We start from the raw sequence: 18,247 nt of genomic DNA, 5'->3' as shown, positions 1-18,247 counted from the left end.
GAGGGACGGCCTCAGATGTTCGTGCTGGGAGTGCATCAGGCCAGCTCACCTGGCGTGGAGCGGCGTGCGGACCGGAGTACTAGTACCGTGGGCCAGCGCGCCGGGGGGTGTTGAGAGAGGGCTGGGATGGGTAGCGAGAATTTTCAGGTTGATCTGCACGGGATCGTCGATCTGCTGAGCAATCACCTGTACAGCAGTCCGCGGGTCTATCTGCGGGAACTGCTGCAGAACGCGGTGGATGCGATCACCGCACGCCAGGCGCACGAGCCGGACGCACCCGCGCGGATCGACGTCCAGATCGACGACAAACGCTTGAGCATCACCGACCGCGGGATCGGGTTGCGGCCTGATGAGGTGCGGGAGTTGCTCGCCACCATCGGGCGGAGCTCGAAGCGGGACGAGATCGGGTTCGCGCGGACGGAATTCCTCGGGCAGTTCGGGATCGGGTTGCTGTCGGCGTTCATGGTGGCCGAGGAGATCGAGGTGGTCACGCACCCCGCCGGCGGCCCCACCACGCTCTGGATCGGTACTGCGGACGGCCGCTACACCATCACCGAGGCAGAACCCACGACAGAGGTCGGCACTACCGTCACCCTCAAGGCGAGACGTGGAGCCGAGCAGTGGTTCAAGCAGGCCACTGTCGTCGAGCTGGTGCGGCTCTTCGGCGCCCTGCTCCCGCTCGAGATCCGCGTCAACGGCGAGCGCGTCACCGACGGCCGCGCACCTTGGGAAGGCACCGGTACTGCGCAACGCGCCGAGCTGGTCGGCTACGCGCAGGACAAGCTGGGATTCACCCCGTTCGACGTGATCCCGCTGAGCATCCCGGCCGCCGGGTTGAACGGCGTCGCGTTCGTACTGCCGTTCCCGGCGAATCCCGCCGAGCGCGCCACCCACCGCGTCTACCTCAAGCGCATGCTGCTCGCCGAAGGCGTCGAGGGCCTCCTTCCGGACTGGGCGTTCTTCGTCCGGGCCGTGATCGATACCTCCGAGCTCCGCCCGACCGCGAGCCGCGAGGCGCTCTTCGACGACGGCAACCTCGAGGCCACCCGGGACGCCCTGGGCGCCCAGCTCCGCGGCTGGCTGGTGCGCCTCGGCAGCACGGATCCGCAGAAGCTCGACCGCTTCCTCGGCATCCACCAACTCGGCGTGAAGGCGTTGGCCCTGCACGACGACGAGATGCTCCGGCTGGTCCACCGCTGGCTCCGGTTCGAGACGAACCACGGCCGGATGACCGCCGCCGAACTGCAGGAGCGGCACGGCGAGATCCGTTACGTCGCGACGATCGAGGAGTTCCGCCAGCTGGCGGCGGTCGCCGCGGCCCAGCAGATCACCGTCGTGAACGGCGGGTACACCTACGACAGCGAGCTGATCGAGCGGCTGCCCGAGGTGGTTCCCGACCTCGTCACCAGCAGGTTCGACCCGACCGAGCTCAGCACCAGCTTCGACAGCCTGGACCCGGAGACCGAGCTCCAGCTCAGGCCGTTCGTCCGGCTGGCCCAGGAGGCTCTGGATGCGGTCGGTTGCGAGGTGGTGGTCCGCGCGTTCGACCCGGCCAACCTCCCCGCGATCTACCTGGTCGACCGGTCCGCCCAGTTCGCCGCCGAGCTCCGCAGTACGAAGAGCAAGGCGGACGCGCTGTGGTCCGAGGTACTCGGCGCGCTCGACACTCACGACGACAGCCGGCCGCAGCTCGTGCTCAACCACCGCAGCCCGCTGGTACGGCGGATGGCCGGCCTCGGTGATCCCGAACTGGCCCGGCTGGCGGTGGAAGGCCTGTACGGGCACGCGTTGATGCTCGGGTACCACCCGATCGGCCCGGCGGATTCGGCGCTGGTGAACCGGTCCTTCCTCGGCCTGCTAGACCAGGCCGTGCCCACCCTGAACGACCGCAACCAGGAGGATCCGACCCGATGAGCGACGACCTGCTGGAACGACTCCACCGCGCCGAGAGCACGCCGTACGGCAAGGCCCGCTCGGCCCTGCTGGAGGACGTGGTCCGCCGCGCGGATGCCGGTGAGGACGAGGACCTGGCGTTCTACGCCCGCCTGCAACTCGTCACGGCGTACGTGATGGGCGGTGAGCCGCGGAAGTCGCTGGTGCCGTTCGCGCGCTGCGTGGCGGACTGGGACGCCGATCCGGGGAAGTACCAGCAGCACTCGCACACGTTCCACTGGTGCTTCAAGTACGCGCCGAGCACGCTGACCCGGTTCCCCGAGGTCCCGCTGGCGCAGACGTACGGCGTACTGGACGATATGGAGCGGCGTTGGCGCGTCGGCGGCCACAGCATGCACGCCGTGCACCAGCACCGCTGGCTCGTCGCCAACCACATCGGTGACGCGGACGCGGCCGCCGAGCACTTCCGGCTGTGGTCGACCGCGCCGCGGGACGACCTGTCGGACTGCGTCGGCTGCGACCCGACCTCGAAGGTGCGGCACCTGACCCGGATCGGCCAGACCGCCGAGGCGGTCGCGCTGGCGGTCGGCGTACTGGACGGGCAGCTGACCTGCAACGAGCAGCCGCAGCAGATGCTGACCGCGCTGCTGCCGGCTTATGTTGCCGAGGGCATGTACTCCGAGGCGGTGGACGCGCATCGCCGGGCCTACCGGATCCAGCGGGCCGAGCCTGGCGAGCTGGGTTCCTACGCCGACCACATCGTCTTCCTGGCCCGGACCGGCAACGAGACCAGGGCCGTCGAGCTGGTGGAACGGCACCTCGGCGATCTCGAGGATCCGCCGAGTCCCCTGGCCGAGCTGGAGTTCGCGGCCGCGGCATCGCTTGCCCTGAGCAAGGTTGACCTGATGATCCGGCAGCCGAAGGCGGATGACGCGCCGTCCGCCCAGCTGGCCGAGGACCTGGCAGCGCGAGCTCTGGAACTGGCGGCGCGCTTCGACGACCGCAACGGGACGGGCTTCCGTACTGAGATGGTTCGGGCGACGCTGACCGCCGAGCCGTGGATCGACTACCTGCCGCTGTCCGAGACCGCGCGGCGGACCCACGCTCGTCGGCAGGCCGTCCAGCAAACTCAAGAGCCCGCGGCCGTCTCCGACGGGCCGGCTCCGACCGGCAGTGGTTGGCTCGATCGGGCGGAGGAGCACTGGCAGAACGATCGCCGCGACGAGGCCGTTGCCGACTGGCAGGCGTTCGAGCAGGAAGTCCCCGAGGCCGGGCGCAGCAAGCTCGACCAGGCCAGGCTGCTCGACGGCCGCGGCCTCGCCTCCAAGGACGAGCACGAGGTGGCGCTGGAGTCCTGGCGCGAGGCGCTCGGCCTGTACGCCGAGCTGGGCGAGGAGGTCCGCCTGCTGCGCGACCGCGGCCGGATCTCCCGGATCCTTTGCGAGCAAGGGCAGATCGAGGAAGCTCTCGCCACGGGTGAGGAGCCTCTCCGCTGGCTGATCGCGAACGACGAACCGCGGCGGCGAGGTGGCTGGCAGTACTCGCTGGCCGCCATGCTGGCGGAGGCCGGGCGCGCTGAGGAGGCGCTGACCGAGGCGACGGCGCTGCGCGCTTCGGCCGACACCGAGGATGAGCTCAAGGCCGGCGCGGGCATCCTGCAGTGCAGCCTGTTCCTGCAGTTCGAGCGGCTGGAGGATGCCGAAGAGGCGGCCGGCGCGGGAACCGCGACGAAGCACGAGCTCCCCCGGTCGTACGCCTTCCGCCAACGTGGCTGGATCCGGAACGCCCTGGACCGTCCGGCCGAGGCGGTGGATGACCTCGAGGAGGCGATCGCGCTGGCGGCGGGTACTCCAGATGCCGAGATCCACGTGGCGATCTGCCGGCTCGAACTCGCTCGCGCCTATCTCCTCACCGGCCGCCCGCTCGAGTCGGCGGAGACTGCCGAGGAGGCACTCGCCGCGGTGGGAGCGCCCGAACTCGCGAGCATCCGGATCGACGTACGCGGGGTGCTGGTTGACGCCTATCGGGCGCTCGGGGAGTTGGAGCCGGCGCTGGCGCAGGTGCGTGCGTTGCTGGCCGACGCTCCCGAGGAGGCGCATCCGCACTGGCTCGGGATGACGCGACAGGACGAGGGCCTGCTCCTCGAACGGCTTGATCGGGACAAGGAGGCCGTGGACGTCTTCCTGGCCGCGGCCGAGCACTTCGAGACGGCCGAAATGCCGATCGAGTACGTCCAGGCTGTGCGGCTTGCGGCGCAATCAGCCCGCTACTCCGGGGACTTCGACCTGATCCCGCAACTCCTCGACCGGGTGCGCCCTGTGCTCGACTCGTTGCCGTCGGCAGACGAGACCGTGCTGTTCCAGCAGGCCGGAGTCCACTGGGACCTCGCGATGCTGGCCATGCAGCGGGGCGAGATCCCTGCTGCCGTGGACTACGCGCGGCAGGCGGCGGAGTCGTACGAGCGTGGTGGCTTTGAAGGCCAGCACCTCAACGCGCGGCTGTTGATCGCCGAGCACGGCACCACCGACGACCAGATGCTGCAGGAGATCTTCGCCAGCCTTCCGACCGGCCACGACCAGTGGCACCGGGCCGGCTACCTCCTGGCCGACCGCCTCCGCGGCCTCGACCGCCCGACCGAGGCCGAAGCCCTGGAAGCCCGGCTGACGTCGTAGACCTCAGACGGCGCAGTTGATGCAGGTCTTCGCGGTCGGGCGGACCATCAGACGCTCGGCCGCGATCGGCTGCGCGCACTTCTCGCAGATCCCGTACTCCCCTGTGGCGATCCGCTCCAGCGCACTGTCGAGATCCGCCAGGTGCTTGCGCGCGTCCTCGATGAACGCGCCCGTCTGCGACCGCTCGAACGCGATCGTCGCCCCCTCGGGATCATGCTCGTCATCGGTGGCGACCAGCCGGCCCGACTCGACGATTCCCTCGAGGTCCCGCTCCAGCGCGGCCAGCCTCTCGGCCGTGGTCTCCCGCTCGGCCGCCAGCACGTCCTGCACCTGCTCATCCATCAGCCACACCTGCTCCGCGTTCCGGGACTCCCCTCCCAAGGTAGGTCGGCGTACCAGGTTCTGGGCGAGCGTCGTACCGGATTATGGCTGAACCGTCATCCGGTACGGACCTCGGATCAGACCTCGTCGTCGTGCTCCGGCTTGTCCGGGGCGTCCGCCACCTTCCACTTCAACTGGAACTCGACCTCCACCTCGCCGTGCTCAGCCTCGTGCTCGACACTCCACTGCGCGCTCCGCGGCACGGTGAACCGCTTGTTCTGCACCTGGATCCGGAACGGCTTCCCGCTCTCCAACGCATCCGCCAACCGCCGAAGCTTGGCCACGAACTCCGTCAGCGGATACTCAACCTCAACATCCCTGTCAGTCGTCATGCCGCAATCGTCACAGACCCCACCGGGAGACGGCGACCTCCACAGCGGACTAGTCAGTGGCGGGTCGGAGTGGTTACTCCCACTCGATGGTGCCGGGGGGCTTGCTGGTGATGTCGAGGGTTACTCGGTTGATCTCGTCCACCTCGTTGGTGATGCGGGTGGAGATCTTTTCGAGGACGTCGTAGGGGAGGCGGGCCCAGTCGGCGGTCATGGCGTCCTCGCTGGTGACGGGGCGCAGGACGATCGGGTGGCCGTACGTGCGGCCGTCGCCCTGGACGCCGACCGAGCGGACGTCGGCCAGCAGGACGACCGGGAACTGCCAGATGTCGCGGTCCAGACCGGCCGCGGTGATCTCGGTGCGGGCGATCAGGTCGGCGGCGCGGAGGATGTCGAGGCGCTCCTTGGTGACCTCGCCGACGATCCGGATGCCGAGGCCGGGACCGGGGAACGGGTGCCGGTAGACCATCGCCTCGGGCAGTCCGAGGGCCAGGCCGAGCTCGCGGACCTCGTCCTTGAAGAGGGTCCGCAGCGGCTCGATCAGGTCGAACTCGAGGTCGTCCGGCAGACCGCCGACGTTGTGGTGGGACTTGATGTTCGCGGTGCCGGTGCCGCCGCCGGACTCGACCACGTCGGGATAGAGCGTTCCCTGCACCAGGAACTCGATGTGCCGCTCGGCATCGAGTTGCCGCGCGGTCGCCTCGAAGGTGCGGATGAACTCGCGGCCGATGATCTTGCGCTTCTGCTCCGGGTCGGTGACGCCGGCCAGCGCGGTCAGGAACTGGTCCTCGGCCTCGACGACCTCGAGCCGGATCCCGGTCGCGGCGACGTAGTCCTTCTCGACCTGCTCGGACTCGCCCGAGCGCTGCAGACCGTGGTCGACGTACACGCAGGTCAGCTGGTCGCCGATCGCCTTGTGCACCAGGGCCGCCGCGACCGCGGAGTCGACGCCACCCGACAGCGCGCAGAGCACCTGCTTGTCGCCGACCTGCTGACGGATGAGCTCGACCTGCTCGTCGACGACGTTGGTGGTCGTCCAGTCGCCGGTGCAACCCGCGATGTCGTAGAGGAAGTGCTCGAGCACCGCCTGGCCGGCCTGCGAGTGCAGCACCTCCGGGTGCCACTGGACACCGGCCAGCCGCCGATCCAGGTCCTCGAAAGCAGCAACCGGCGCACCCGACGAAGCAGCCAGTACTGCGAAGCCGGCCGGCGGCGCGTGCACCGCGTCTCCGTGGGACATCCAGACGTTCAGGTCCTCGGGGATGCCGGCCAGCAGCGTGCCCGACTCGCTCACAGTGACCGGGGTCCGGCCGAACTCGCGCAGCCCGGTCCGCCGTACGTCGCCGCCGAGCGTCTGCGCCATCGCCTGGAACCCGTAGCAGATGCCGAACGCCGGGACCCCCGCCTCGAACAGCCCGGAGTCGACCCTCGGCGCACCCTCGGCGTACACGGACTGCGGTCCGCCGGACAGGATGATCGCCTTCGGGTTCCGCGCGAGCATCTCCTCGACCGGCATCGAGTGCGGCACGATCTCGGAGTACACCTTCGCCTCGCGCACCCGGCGGGCGATCAGCTGCGCGTACTGCGCACCGAAGTCGACGACGAGTACGAGGTCATGCTCAGCAACAGTCACCGACAAAGCGTATCGGTGCAGCTCAGCGGCTTTGCCACAAGCCCAGGACGTTGCCCTCCGGGTCGGCGAAGTAGGCACTGAAACCCATCTCGCCGACTGCCGTCCTGCCGACCACCGCCTTGCCGCCGTGTCGCTCGACATTCTCCAGTGCCGCGTCGATGTCGTCGACCTCGACAGTGACCACCGGGCTGTTCGTCGGCCCGTTGGAGCGGTCGAACATGCCACCATTGAGGTAGCCGGGCTCGGCAGGCATCCCCTGCTCGGTCACCGGCCCCGTCGACACCGTCGTGTACTGCAACTCGGGCATGAGGTGGATCTCCCACCCGAACGACTCCGCGTAGAACGCTCGCGCCCGATCTCCGTCGTCGTATGGAATCTCGAAATGCACCACGCGTCCGGTCATCGCAATCAGCCTCCCACTGATGCAGACAGTCAGTCTCGATCGACGTTAGTCCTGATCAGGGCCTGCCCACCAGGCAGTGTCACCAGCAGCCGCTTCGGGGCTCGGAAGGACAGCAGGTCGATCATCGGCGGATCAGCCTCAACAGCTTGTACTGCGCTCAGCAGGGGCCCGGCGCATTCGACAGCGACACGGGCCTCCAGGCGGGCCAGACCCGCGCCGAGGCAACGGTGAATCCCCAGCCCGAAGGCGAGATCCGCCGGACCGCCGTGCCCGGTCAGCCCGAGCAGCACCGGCTGACCCGCGGGCAACTCGACCTCACCGACAGACACGGGCGCAGCCGTGATCCGTCGCCAGGTCGGCACCGACGACGACTCCCGCAGGATGGCTTCGACCACAGCGGCCGCATCGTCTAGAGGCTGACCGATCAGCCGGCGGAAGGTCGTCGAGATCAGCTGGGTCGTCGTCTCCTGCCCGGCGATGAGCAGGAAGTAGGCGACCGCACACACCTCCTCATCACTCAACCCCAACCCGACCAGTACGCCGAACAGGTCGTCCCCCGGCCGCCGCCGAGCCGTGAGCACCCGCCGACGCAACCACGTGTAGAACTCCGCGGCGCTGTGCGCGAGCTCCAACTGCCGATCCTCGTCCGGCCAGCCCCAGAACAACTCCAGCGACTCCCGGCTCCACGCCTTCAAAGCCGGTACGTCGACGTCGCGCAGCTTGAGCAGGTCCAGCAACACCAGCGCAGGCGGCTCCGCAGCGACCACCTCGACGAGATCCACCGCGCCCGACCGCAACCCAGCCTCCGCCAGGGTGACTCTCTCAGCGACCAGCCGGCGCGCAAGGGGCTCCACAGCAGCGACCCGCGCCGGGCTGAAGAACCGGGCGACAGCGGCACGGATCGGCCGATGCGAAGGCCCGGCGTTGTTCGCCAACGTCGACGGCAGCGCGAACCCGGCCCCTTGCAGCACCCGCAACGCCTTCACGCTCAACGCGGTATGAGCCAGTACGGCGTTGTCCGGCCGGAAGGTCTCCGGATCGAGCAACACCTCTCGGACCTCGTCCGGCTCGTCGAGCACCCACATGCCGAGCGTCTCGTCGTACCGGGCGGGACAGCCAGACATCAGAACTCCTCGAAGAACCAGCCAGGCGCCGCCGCTGTGAACGCCGCCTGATCCAGCGCTCCTGCCCCGGCGGGAAGGCAACCGATCACCGGTGCTCCGGTCGTGGCCGGGAGGTCGTCGAGGTTGCACCGCTCGGCGAGATCCGGTTCGGCGGGCCAGGAGCCGATCACGAGTCCGGCGATCGGCAGACCCCGCGTACGGAGGGCTTCGACGGTCAGGCCCGCGTGGTTCAGGGTGCCGAGGCCGGCCCGGGCGACCACGACGAAGGCGAACTCGGTCTCGAGGTGCGCCGCGAGATCGGCCAAGTCGCTGCCGTCTTCATCCAGCCCGACCAGTAGCCCGCCTGCGCCTTCGACCAGCACCAGATCGCGGGCGGCTGCCAGGTCTTCGATGGTCTTCGCGTGGGCTTCGACGCTCGGTAGCGCGAGCCGTTGGCGACGGCCGGCCGTCGTCGGCGCCAGCGGGTCGAGCAGCCGGACGCCCTCGTGCAGGTCCGTGACCCCAGTCAGCCGACGAACCTCGTCGAGATCCCCGGCCTCGTCAGCAGTCACCCCTGTCTGCGCCGGCTTCACGACGGCGACAGTGCCCGAGGATGCAGCGCGGGACGCGAGTGCGGCGGTGACCACTGTCTTGCCTACGCCGGTGTCGGTGCCGGTGATGAGGAGGACGCGGCTCATGAGGCTTCCCGGATTGCGGTGGTGATGACCTCGCACGCACGGTCGAGGTCGGGTGTGGAGAGCCCCGCATGGGCGGTGAGGCGGAGGCGGCTGATGCCGTCGGGCACGGAAGGTGGACGGAAGCTGCCCACCCGTACGCCGTTCGCCAGGCAGAGATCGGCGGCCCGGACAGCCTCGCGTGGGCCAGGCATCGGAACCGAAACGACGGGACCACTTGACGTGGTGACGCCGCAGGCAGCAGCGAGCCGGGCGGCAGTGATGTGGATGGCCTCCGGACGCGAAGGCTCCCCGATCAGGATCCGCAACGCCGCCAGCGCGGCGCCGCAGGCTGCGGGGTTGAGGCCGGTGTCGAAGATGAAAGCCCTGGCGCGGTTGATCAGATGGTCACGCAGAAGAGCCGGACCGAGCACGACACCGCCCTGACTCGCGAGCGCTTTCGACAGCGTCATGGTCACGATCACGTGCTCGGCGCCGGCCAGTCCGGCGGCCGCGACCGAACCGCGACCATTGCCGGTGACACCCAACCCATGCGCCTCGTCCACCAGCAACACGGCGTCGTGCGCGAGAGCCAGCGCCGCCAATTCGGTCAGCGGCGCCGCGTCACCGAGCACGCTGTAGACGGACTCGACCAGGACGACGGCATGCGGTTCGTTGCGTTCGGCAAGCGCCTTGGCGACGGCCTCGACGTCGTTGTGCGGCGTGACCTCGACCCGGGAGCGCGACAACCGGCAGGCATCAACCATCGAGGCGTGCACGTGGTCGTCGGAGACCAGGAGCGTTCCGGGTCCGCCGAGTGCCGTGATCACGCCGAGGTTGGCGAGGTAGCCGGAGGAGAAGGCAAGACCCGCCTCCTGACCGACGTACTCAGCGAGCGCAGATTCCAGTTCGGCGTGCAAAGCGGTCGTCCCGGTCACAAGCCGGGATGCCGTCGCGCTCGCACCCCACTCGCGTACTGCGTCGACAGCCGCCTCGACCACACGCGGGTCGCGGGCCAGCCCGAGATAGTCGTTGCTGGCCAGATCGACGACCACTTCCCCGGAGACGCGCGGCCGGAGCCGGCGAGTCAGCCCGCGCGACTCCAACGCCGCTGCCTTCGGAGCGAGCCAGTCCTCGAGCATCAGTTGCCCTCGGCAATGGCACCGGTGATCGCGGCGCCGATCGCGGCGATGTCCTCGTCGGTGCAGATGTACGGCGGCATCGTGTAGACGAGATCGCGGAACGGGCGCACCCAGACCCCGCGGCTCAACACGGCATCGGTCATCCGCGGTACGTCGACCGGGTGGTCGAGCTGGACGACGCCGACCGCGCCGAGCACCCGGACGTCCTTCACCCCGGGCAGATCCGCCGCCGGCTTCAACCCGGCGGCCAGACCCGCGGAGATCCTGGCGATCCCCTCGCCCCAGTCCTGCGAGAGCAGCAGGTCCAGGCTGGCCAGGGCGACGGCACACGCCAACGGGTTCGCCATGAAGGTCGGCCCGTGCATCAGCGCACCACCCGGACCGTTGGAGACCACCTCGCCGACTTCCGACGTACAGAGCATCGCGGCCATCGACATGTATCCGCCGGTGAGAGCCTTGCCGACGCAGAGGATATCCGGCTCGATCCCCGCGTGCTCGGAGGCGAACATCGTCCCCGTCCGGCCGAAACCGGTCGCGATCTCGTCCAGGATCAGCAGAAGGCCGTGCTGGTCGGCGAGCGCGCGGAGGAACTTCAACGCGTCCGGGCTGTACGGGTACATCCCGCCGGTGCCCTGCAGGATCGGCTCGACGATGATCGCGGCGATCTCGTGCGCGAACTCGTCGGCGAGTGCGCTCATCACGGTCATCCAGGAGGCGAGCTCGGGGTCGTCCGCGGTCCGTTCGTACCCGGCCGGGGGCCGCGGTCCGAACAGTTGCTCCTTCAGTGCTCCGGTGAAAAGTGTGTGCATCCCGTTCACCGGGTCGCACACGCTCATCGGCGCGAACGTGTCGCCGTGGTACCCGCCGCGGACGGTGAGCATCCTGGTCCGGCCGGTGCGACCGCGGGACACCTGGTACTGCAGGGCCAGCTTGATCGCGACCTCGACCGAGACGGATCCGGAGTCGCAGAAGAAGACGTGCCGCAGCGAGTCCGGAGCAACCTCGACCAACCGCTCACCCAGCCGTACGGCGGGTTCGTGGGTCAGGCCGCCGAACATCACATGGCTGAAGTCGTCGATCTGCCGGTGCAGGGCATCGTCCAGCACCGGGTGCCGGTAGCCGTGGATCATGCACCACCACGACGACATCGCGTCGATCGCGTCGACCTGTCCCCCGGCACCGTCGTCGAGGCTCAGCCGCGTCCCAGAAGTCCCGCGGACCAGCCGGGCAGGTGCGGGCGAGGTCAGCGACGAGTACGGGTGCCAGAGCAACTCGGAGTCGCGCGCGAGTAGGTCGGAGCTGTCCATCACGACGTGACCTCGCCGTGCGCGGAGCACCGGGCCGTCCAGCCCATCGGGTGCACCTGGACGACCATCCGCCGCCGGCACTGGTCGCAGTACCGGGGTGGTTCCAGCGTCAGGGCCTGGCGGCAGTCGTCGTGGCTGCCGTCGGCCAACTCGCGGCCGCAGTGGCCGCAGTAGAGAACGGTAGTCACGGTCACAGCGTCTTCTGGAGTTCCTTGACCGGCATCTTGAGGTCGGCCAGCAGATCCAGGTCCGCGGTCGCCGGGCGGCCCAACGTGGTCAGGTAGTTCCCGACGATGACCGCGTTGATGCCGCCGAGCAACCCCTCGCGGGTGCCGAGGTCGCCCAGCGTGAGCTCACGCCCGCCCGCGTAGCGCAGTACGGTCCGGGGCATCGCCAGCCGGAACGCGGCGATGGTCCGCAGCGCGTCCTTGCCGGCCATGATCTCCATGTCGCCGAAGGGCGTGCCCGGACGCGGGTTGAGGAAGTTCAGCGGGACCTCGTGCGGCTCCAGCTCGGCCAGCTGGGCGGCGAGCTCGGCCCGCTGCTCCAGGGACTCGCCCATGCCGACCAGACCACCGCAGCACAGCTCCATCCCGGACTCGCGCACCATCACGCAGGTCTCCCAGCGTTCCTCGAAGGAGTGCGTGGTGACGACGTCACCGAAGTACGAGCGGGCGGACTCGAGATTGTGGTTGTAGCGGTGCACGCCCATCGCCTTGAGCTCGTCGACCTGCTCTTGGGTGAGCATGCCGAGCGAGCAGGCGATGTTGATGTCGACCTCGGCGTTGATCGCCTCGATGCCGGCCTTCACCTGGGACATCAGCCGGTCGTCCGGGCCGCGGACGGCGGCGACGATGCAGAACTCCGTCGCGCCGGTCTTGGCGGTCTCCTTCGCGGCCTCGACCAGCTCCGGGATGTTCAGCCAGACCGAACGGACCGGGGAGGTGAACTGGCCGGACTGGGAGCAGAAGTGGCAGTCCTCGGGGCAGCCGCCGGTCTTCAGCGAGATGATGCCCTCGACCTCGACCTCCTCGCCGCACCACTTGACCCGTACTTCGTGCGCGAGGGCGAGCAGGTCGTCCAGTTGCTCGTCCGGCGATCGCAGGACCTCGATCAGCTGCTCCTGGGAGAGGCCGATGCCTCGTTCCAGGACCTGCTCACGCGCCACCTCGAGGATGTCGTTCATGGTTCTCCTGCCTCATCGAACGGTCGGCCCACAGTAAGGCAGCCGGCCCGCCCCGCACTGCGAGGGGCGTCACCTGGAACACCCGTCGCCGAACTGCCTCAGGGACCCGGGAAAACAAATCTGCGGAACCTCGTGACCTTCTGTGAGACCTCTCGTTGATGTGTGCAGAGGCGGGTGATCGCAAGAACACCGCTTCCCGGTAACGAGGAGCGACTGAAAGGTCGCACATTACGATCGGCACGCAGAGTGGTTACGACCACTCTCTGCAGGTAGAAATGCCTCGAATCGGTAGTAGAGTGAGGCATATGAGCTCGGGTCGCCAGCTATGGTTGGTGACCCGATCCCAAAGCGCCGGGCGCCTCACCCCGGCTTGAGTGGGTCCCTCGGGAAACGATTTGGGCGGAAACGTTCCCGAGGGACCTGCTCCCTTTTCTGGAGGAAGATCAACACAGTCTGGCCAAGGTTGAACACAGCCCTGGAAGTAATTGGAGCCTCAGGCCATTGCCTGAGGCTTTCTCATTTTCACTCCAGGCTATTCCTGTCCCCTGACCATCACTGGTCACGGGACATTGTTGTCATTGCGTCACGGTTCCGTCACAGCCTGCTTCGCGGTCGTGCGGTTGGTGATCTGAACGATCGGCAGCCGAAGGGCTCCGGGAGCCTCCGCAGGCACCACCGGCTTCACCGGTGTGACCGGTGCCACTCTCCGGTACTCCGATCCGAGGGCCGGCCGGGCGTCTTCCTCATCCTTGTTCGGCCAGAACGACAGGGCCCGCTCGGCCTGCGCGGTGATCGTCAAGGACGGGTTGACGCCCAGGTTGGCCGAGATCGCCGAGCCGTCCAAGATGTGCAGCCCCTCGTACCCGTACACCCGGTGGTACGGATCCACCACGCCGGTCTCCACCGAGTCCCCGATCGCGCAGCCGCCGATGAAGTGCGCCGTCATCGGCACGTTGAAGGGCTCGCCGATGGTGCCGCCCGGCGTACCGCCCATGATCTTGGCCATCCGGCGGACGACCTCGTTGGCGACCGGGATCCAGGACGGGTTCGGCGCTCCGTGGCCCTGCTTCGAGGTCAAGCGCCAGCGGCCGAGCCGGTCCCGCTTGCCGAAGGTGGTGATCGAGTTGTCCGCGGTCTGCATCACCAGCGCGATCACGGTCCGCTCGGACCAGTGCTTCAGGTCGTACAGGCGGCGCAGGCTCTTGCGCTGCACCCCCAGCTCGCGCAGCCAGGTCCGCCAGCGCGGCTTGTCCCCGTCGCCGTCGGTCAGCACGGTCTGCAGCAGCGACATCGCGTTGCTGCCCCGCCCGTACCGGACCGGTTCGATGTGGGTGATCTCGTCCGGGTGGAACGACGAGGTGATCGCGACGCCGCGGGTGTAGTCCACCGACCGATCCCTGGCGATTGCCCCGAGCAACGATTCTGAGTTGGTCCGGGTCAGCACGCCGAGCCGGTCGGACAGGTTCGGCAGCTTGCCCTCGTCCCGGAGCCGGTGCAGGAGCTTGGCGGTGCCGAGCGCCGAGGCGGCGAAAATCACTTGCTGGGCAGTGAATCTGCGCGTCTGCTTCCGGTTCGAGGTCCGCCGCGTCTCGATCGCGTACCCGCCGCCCGGCAGCGGCTCGACCGAGGTCACCGTGGTCATCGGGTAGACCTCGGCGCCCGCCTTCTCCGCGAGGTACAGGTAGTTCTTGGTGAGCGTGTTCTTCGCGTTGTGGCGGCAGCCGGTCATGCACTCGCCGCAGTCGATACAGCCGGTACGGCGGGGGCCGGCGCCACCGAAGTACGGGTCGTCCACCTCGACCCCCGGTTCGCCGAAGAACACCCCGACGGGCGTCGGGTGGAACGTGTCGCCCACGCCGAGGTCGTCCGCGACCTGCTTCATCACCTCGTCGGCCGGCGTGAACCCGGGGTACGTGGTGACCCCGAGCATGCGTTTCGCCTGGTCGTAGTACGGGGCGAGCTCGGCCTTCCAGTCGGTGATGTGGGCCCACTGGCGGTCGGAGTAGAACGCGGGCAACGGTTCGTACAGGGTGTTGGCGTAGACGAGGCTGCCGCCGCCGACTCCGGCGCCGGACAGGATGATCACGTCGCGCAGCGCGCTGATCCGCTGGATGCCGTACCAGCCGAGCTTCGGGGCGAAGAGGAACTTGTTCTTGTCCCAGGAGTTCTTCGCGAACCCGGCGTCCTCGAAGCGGGCGCCGGCCTCCAGCACCGCGACGTCATATCCCTTCTCCACCAGGCGAAGCGCACTGACACTGCCGCCAAAGCCCGAGCCGATGATCACGACGTCGTGGTCGAACCTCATGCACGCCCCAGCTTCTTCAAGACCCGCAGGGCTCCGGTCATGAACTCCGCGTAGGTCTCGTCCTTGATGCCGTGCGAGGCGGCGATCGGGAGGAGGCGCTGGGTCGCGATCGCCTGCGGGTCGACGTACCGGCGGATGCCTTCGACGCCCTGGCGGCGACCGAGCCCGGAGGCGCGCATGCCGCCCATCGGGGTGTCGAGAGAGCCGAAGGTCGCGCCGTAGGCCTCGTTCACGTTGACCGAGCCGGCCACCAGCTGGGCCGCGACGGCACGACCCCGGCGAGCGTCCCGCGTCCAGACACTCGCGTTCAGCCCGTACTCGCCCTCGTTGGCGCGCTCGACTGCCTCGGCCTCGTCCGAGAAGCGGTAGATCGAGACGACCGGCCCGAAGGTCTCGGCGTCGAAGCACTCCATCTCCGGCGTCACCCCGGACAGCACGGTCGGCTCGTAGAAGAGCGGCCCGATGTCCGGCCGGGGCTTGCCGCCGGCGAGGACGACGGCCCCCTTGACCCGGGCGTTCTCGACGTGACGGGTCACGGTCTCGAGCTGGGCCTTGGAGACCAGCGAGCCCATGTCCACGTCCCAGCCGGTCCCGGCCGAGATCTTCATCCGCTTCACCCGATCGAGGAAGGCCGTGACGAACGTGTCGTAGATCTGGTCCGCGACGTACAGCCGCTCCATCGAGACGCACAGCTGGCCTGCGCTGTTGAAGCACGCCCGGACAGCTCCCTCGGCAGCCCGGTGCACGTCGGCGTCCCGGAGTACGAGCATCGGGTTCTTGCCGCCGAGCTCCAGGCTGCAGCCGATCAAGCGCTCGCCGGCCTGCTGAGCGATCAGGCGGCCGGTCTTGGTGGAGCCGGTGAAGCAGACGTAGTCGGTGTTCTGGATGATCGCGCCGCCGACCGTCGGGCCGTCGCCGTTCACCGGCACCCAGGCGTCCCGGGGCAGCCCTGCCTCGTAAAGCAGCTCGAGCGCCCGGAGCCCGGTCAGCGGGGTCTGGCTGTCGGGCTTGTGGACCACGGTATTGCCGGCCAGCACCGCCGGGAGACCGTCGGCCATCGCCATGCTGAGCGGGTAGTTCCAGGGCGAGATGATGCCGACGACACCTTTAGGCACGAACCGCTGCTCGGCCCGGGTGAGGAGCGGGAACATGCCGGATCTGCGCTGCGGCTCGAGCAGCTCGGCGGCCTTGCGACCGTAGTACCGGGCGGTCATGGCGACGTGCGCGACTTCCTCGAACGCCTGCTTGCGCGCCTTGCCGGACTCGACGATGACGAGGTCCATCAGCTCGTGCCGATGGTCCAGCACCAGGTCGTGGTAGCGCAGCAGGATGGCGGCTCGATCGGCAAGCGAGACGTTCTTCCAGCCGCGCTGGGCGCGACGCGCCGACCGGACCGCGGCGAGTACGTCTTCCGGGCTGGACAGGGGCAGCTCCGCGATCGGCTGGCCGGTCGCGGGCGCGTAGGTCGTCCGAGTGCCCGCCGACGCGCGCAACAGACCGGCCAGGCGGCGGATGACCGACTGGTCGGTCGCGTACGACGCGGTCGGGTCGAGCTCGGGGTCAGCAGGAATCGAGGTCTGCTCGCTCATTCACCCAGGCTACCTGTCGGTAACAGCTCGTGTCAGTACTTGGCCACGGCACTGATGTCCCGGCCCGGATCACGAGCGAGTTCGGTAAAGATAGCGCTAAGGTGAGCGACTGAGCGTGTGAAGGGGTGGGTTGTAAAGATGGTGGACAGCGGGGGGCTCTGGACGCCTCCTGAGGATGAGCTCGGCGAGGCTCTGCAGACAGCCCAGGTGCTGATCGAAGAGGGTCGAGCCGACGAGGCCGGGCCGTACCAGCAGCGTGTGATCGAGCTGGCCAGGGAGCGAGCCGGGGATCGCCCGGACCACTACGAGGCCAGGCACCTGATGGCGGCGACGCAGTATGAGCTGGCCGGCTCCCTGAATGCGTCGGGTCGTCACGAGGAAGCGCTTGCCGCCCTGCACGAGGCCCAACTCGGCTACACCGAGCTCAGCGACGCGGGCGAGCTGGATGCCGCCTCCTTCCTGGCCGATGTCCGCGCGCGGCGCGCGATGACCCAGGCACACCGCGGCTACGGCGCGACCGCGGTACTGGAGATGGACGGCGCGGTGATCGCCTACGGCCAACTGGTCGGCGGCGACGACGGCGTGCTGCACCAGCCCGACTTCGCCCGGGTGCTGGCGATGAACGCGCTCATCCTGCGCCGGTACGGCGACCCCGACCTGGCCGTCGCCTCCGCGGACGCGGCCACCCAGTTGTTCCTCCAGCTCGCCGACCAGATCAACGCGAGCCCACAGTCCCTGTCGTACGCGCGCTACCTCTGCTCGGCCACCGCGGTCTCAGCCGACGTGCACGCCGCCGAGGGACGGCTCGACCTGGCGCTCGAGGCGGACGAGATCGGGCTCAACACCGCTGACACGCTGGCCGACTCCGAGTCCGCGACCGACCTGCGCACGCTCGTCTCCGCACTGACCCGCAAGGGCAAGCACCTGGGCGTCGTCGGCCGGGTCATCGAGGGCGAGAACTGTCTGCGGACCGCGTTCGCGACCGATCCGGCGACCGCCGCGCTGGTCACCGAGGAGATCGACCGCGGCATCCCGCCGTCGCTGACCACCGCGCTGGAGACCGCCGAGATCAAGCTCGGGCCGTACGAGCAGTACCATCGGCTGCTGGCGCTGAGCGAGCCCGCACCCGGGATGACGCTGGCCACCGTCTCCGGCCGTACCGATCCCGAGTCGGCCGCGGTCCGGGCCACCGAGCTGGCCGAGCTGGTCCGGCCGATGCTAGAGCACGACGCGGAGACCGCGCTGACGCTCGGGCTCGAGGCGCACTACCTGTTCGCGATCTCGTCGGAGCGCGAGTCGCACCGGATGCGGTACGAGACGAGCTCCTACGCGCCGGTCTGGGCGCAGGTGCTGCTGGACATCTCCGAGGCCTACCACGCGGTCGGGCAGACCGACATGGCGCTCGACCTGGCCGGCTGGAGCGCCGACGTGGCCACGGCGCTGATCCCGTTCACGATGACCGATCTCGAGGTGAAGGACCTGGCCGGCGCCTGCTACCGGCACCACGGCGACCTGCTCGCCGCGACCGGCGACTTCACCGCCTCCCAGCATGCCCACGAGGCGGCCCAGCAGCTGCAGACGTAGGGCGGGTCCGGACCCCATTGACGGCCACTCCCCGGCAGGCGCAGTC

Annotated in this window: 15 protein-coding genes; 3 read left to right on the top strand and 12 right to left on the bottom strand. The window is 68.9% G+C overall.

Translation table 11 applies throughout. The features are described 5' to 3' along the window. Positions 1–126: 126 nt before the first annotated feature. Positions 127–1,914, top strand: a complete 1,788-nt coding sequence (locus tag ACFPJ1_RS30625) for an HSP90 family protein (protein ID WP_380109169.1) — start codon at positions 127–129, stop codon at positions 1,912–1,914. Continuing rightward, complete coding sequence (locus ACFPJ1_RS30620; RefSeq protein WP_380109167.1) at positions 1,911–4,565, top strand: hypothetical protein; 2,655 nt, start codon at positions 1,911–1,913, stop codon at positions 4,563–4,565. Before ACFPJ1_RS30625 ends, ACFPJ1_RS30620 begins: the two co-directional genes overlap by 4 nt. 3 nt (positions 4,566–4,568) lie before the next feature. Here the strand turns inward: ACFPJ1_RS30620 and ACFPJ1_RS30615 are convergent, their stop codons facing one another. From ACFPJ1_RS30615 to ACFPJ1_RS30560, 12 genes are all read right to left on the bottom strand, one after another. Then, complete coding sequence (locus ACFPJ1_RS30615; protein ID WP_380109165.1) at positions 4,569–4,907, bottom strand: TraR/DksA family transcriptional regulator; 339 nt, start codon at positions 4,905–4,907, stop codon at positions 4,569–4,571. 116 nt (positions 4,908–5,023) lie between these two features. Beyond that, positions 5,024–5,278, bottom strand: coding sequence for an amphi-Trp domain-containing protein (locus ACFPJ1_RS30610; protein WP_380109163.1), 255 nt, complete (start codon positions 5,276–5,278; stop codon positions 5,024–5,026). Positions 5,279–5,351: 73 nt separating this feature from the next. Next, on the bottom strand, positions 5,352–6,908 hold the full coding sequence (gene guaA / locus ACFPJ1_RS30605; RefSeq protein WP_380109160.1) for a glutamine-hydrolyzing GMP synthase: 1,557 nt from the start codon (positions 6,906–6,908) through the stop codon (positions 5,352–5,354). 22 nt (positions 6,909–6,930) lie between these two features. Next, complete coding sequence (locus ACFPJ1_RS30600) at positions 6,931–7,311, bottom strand: VOC family protein (protein ID WP_380109158.1); 381 nt, start codon at positions 7,309–7,311, stop codon at positions 6,931–6,933. A gap of 29 nt (positions 7,312–7,340) precedes the next feature. Beyond that, positions 7,341–8,435, bottom strand: coding sequence for a cytochrome P450 family protein (locus ACFPJ1_RS30595; RefSeq protein ID WP_380109156.1), 1,095 nt, complete (start codon positions 8,433–8,435; stop codon positions 7,341–7,343). Continuing rightward, positions 8,435–9,112: a dethiobiotin synthase gene (gene bioD, locus ACFPJ1_RS30590; RefSeq protein WP_380109154.1), complete on the bottom strand. Its 678-nt coding sequence runs from the start codon at positions 9,110–9,112 to the stop codon at positions 8,435–8,437. The genes ACFPJ1_RS30595 and bioD overlap by 1 nt, the downstream gene beginning before the upstream one ends. Beyond that, positions 9,109–10,230 carry an 8-amino-7-oxononanoate synthase gene (locus tag ACFPJ1_RS30585; protein ID WP_380109152.1) on the bottom strand — a complete coding sequence of 374 codons (1,122 nt, stop codon included), beginning with the start codon at positions 10,228–10,230 and terminating at the stop codon, positions 9,109–9,111. Before ACFPJ1_RS30585 ends, bioD begins: the two co-directional genes overlap by 4 nt. Beyond that, complete coding sequence (locus tag ACFPJ1_RS30580; RefSeq protein ID WP_380109150.1) at positions 10,230–11,537, bottom strand: adenosylmethionine--8-amino-7-oxononanoate transaminase; 1,308 nt, start codon at positions 11,535–11,537, stop codon at positions 10,230–10,232. The genes ACFPJ1_RS30585 and ACFPJ1_RS30580 overlap by 1 nt, the downstream gene beginning before the upstream one ends. Continuing rightward, positions 11,537–11,725, bottom strand: a complete 189-nt coding sequence (bsaP, locus tag ACFPJ1_RS30575) for a biotin synthase auxiliary protein BsaP (protein ID WP_380109148.1) — start codon at positions 11,723–11,725, stop codon at positions 11,537–11,539. The genes ACFPJ1_RS30580 and bsaP overlap by 1 nt, the downstream gene beginning before the upstream one ends. 2 nt (positions 11,726–11,727) lie before the next feature. Beyond that, entirely contained in the window at positions 11,728–12,723 is a 996-nt protein-coding gene (gene bioB, locus ACFPJ1_RS30570; protein WP_380109146.1) for a biotin synthase BioB, read from the bottom strand. Between the two features lie 583 nt (positions 12,724–13,306). Then, complete coding sequence (locus ACFPJ1_RS30565) at positions 13,307–15,028, bottom strand: GMC oxidoreductase (RefSeq protein WP_380109145.1); 1,722 nt, start codon at positions 15,026–15,028, stop codon at positions 13,307–13,309. Then, on the bottom strand, positions 15,025–16,617 hold the full coding sequence (locus ACFPJ1_RS30560; protein WP_380109144.1) for a succinic semialdehyde dehydrogenase: 1,593 nt from the start codon (positions 16,615–16,617) through the stop codon (positions 15,025–15,027). Before ACFPJ1_RS30560 ends, ACFPJ1_RS30565 begins: the two co-directional genes overlap by 4 nt. Before the next feature lie 138 nt (positions 16,618–16,755). Here ACFPJ1_RS30560 and ACFPJ1_RS30555 point away from each other — a divergent pair, with 138 nt between their 5' ends. Continuing rightward, complete coding sequence (locus ACFPJ1_RS30555) at positions 16,756–18,201, top strand: tetratricopeptide repeat protein (protein ID WP_380109142.1); 1,446 nt, start codon at positions 16,756–16,758, stop codon at positions 18,199–18,201. The last annotated feature ends 46 nt before the right edge of the window (positions 18,202–18,247 follow it).

It is taken from the genome of Kribbella qitaiheensis, assembly GCF_042657745.1.
Classification (GTDB): domain Bacteria; phylum Actinomycetota; class Actinomycetes; order Propionibacteriales; family Kribbellaceae; genus Kribbella; species Kribbella qitaiheensis.
The sequence above is the reverse complement of the archived record's forward strand: the minus strand, read 5'-3'. Positions and strand labels throughout refer to the sequence as shown.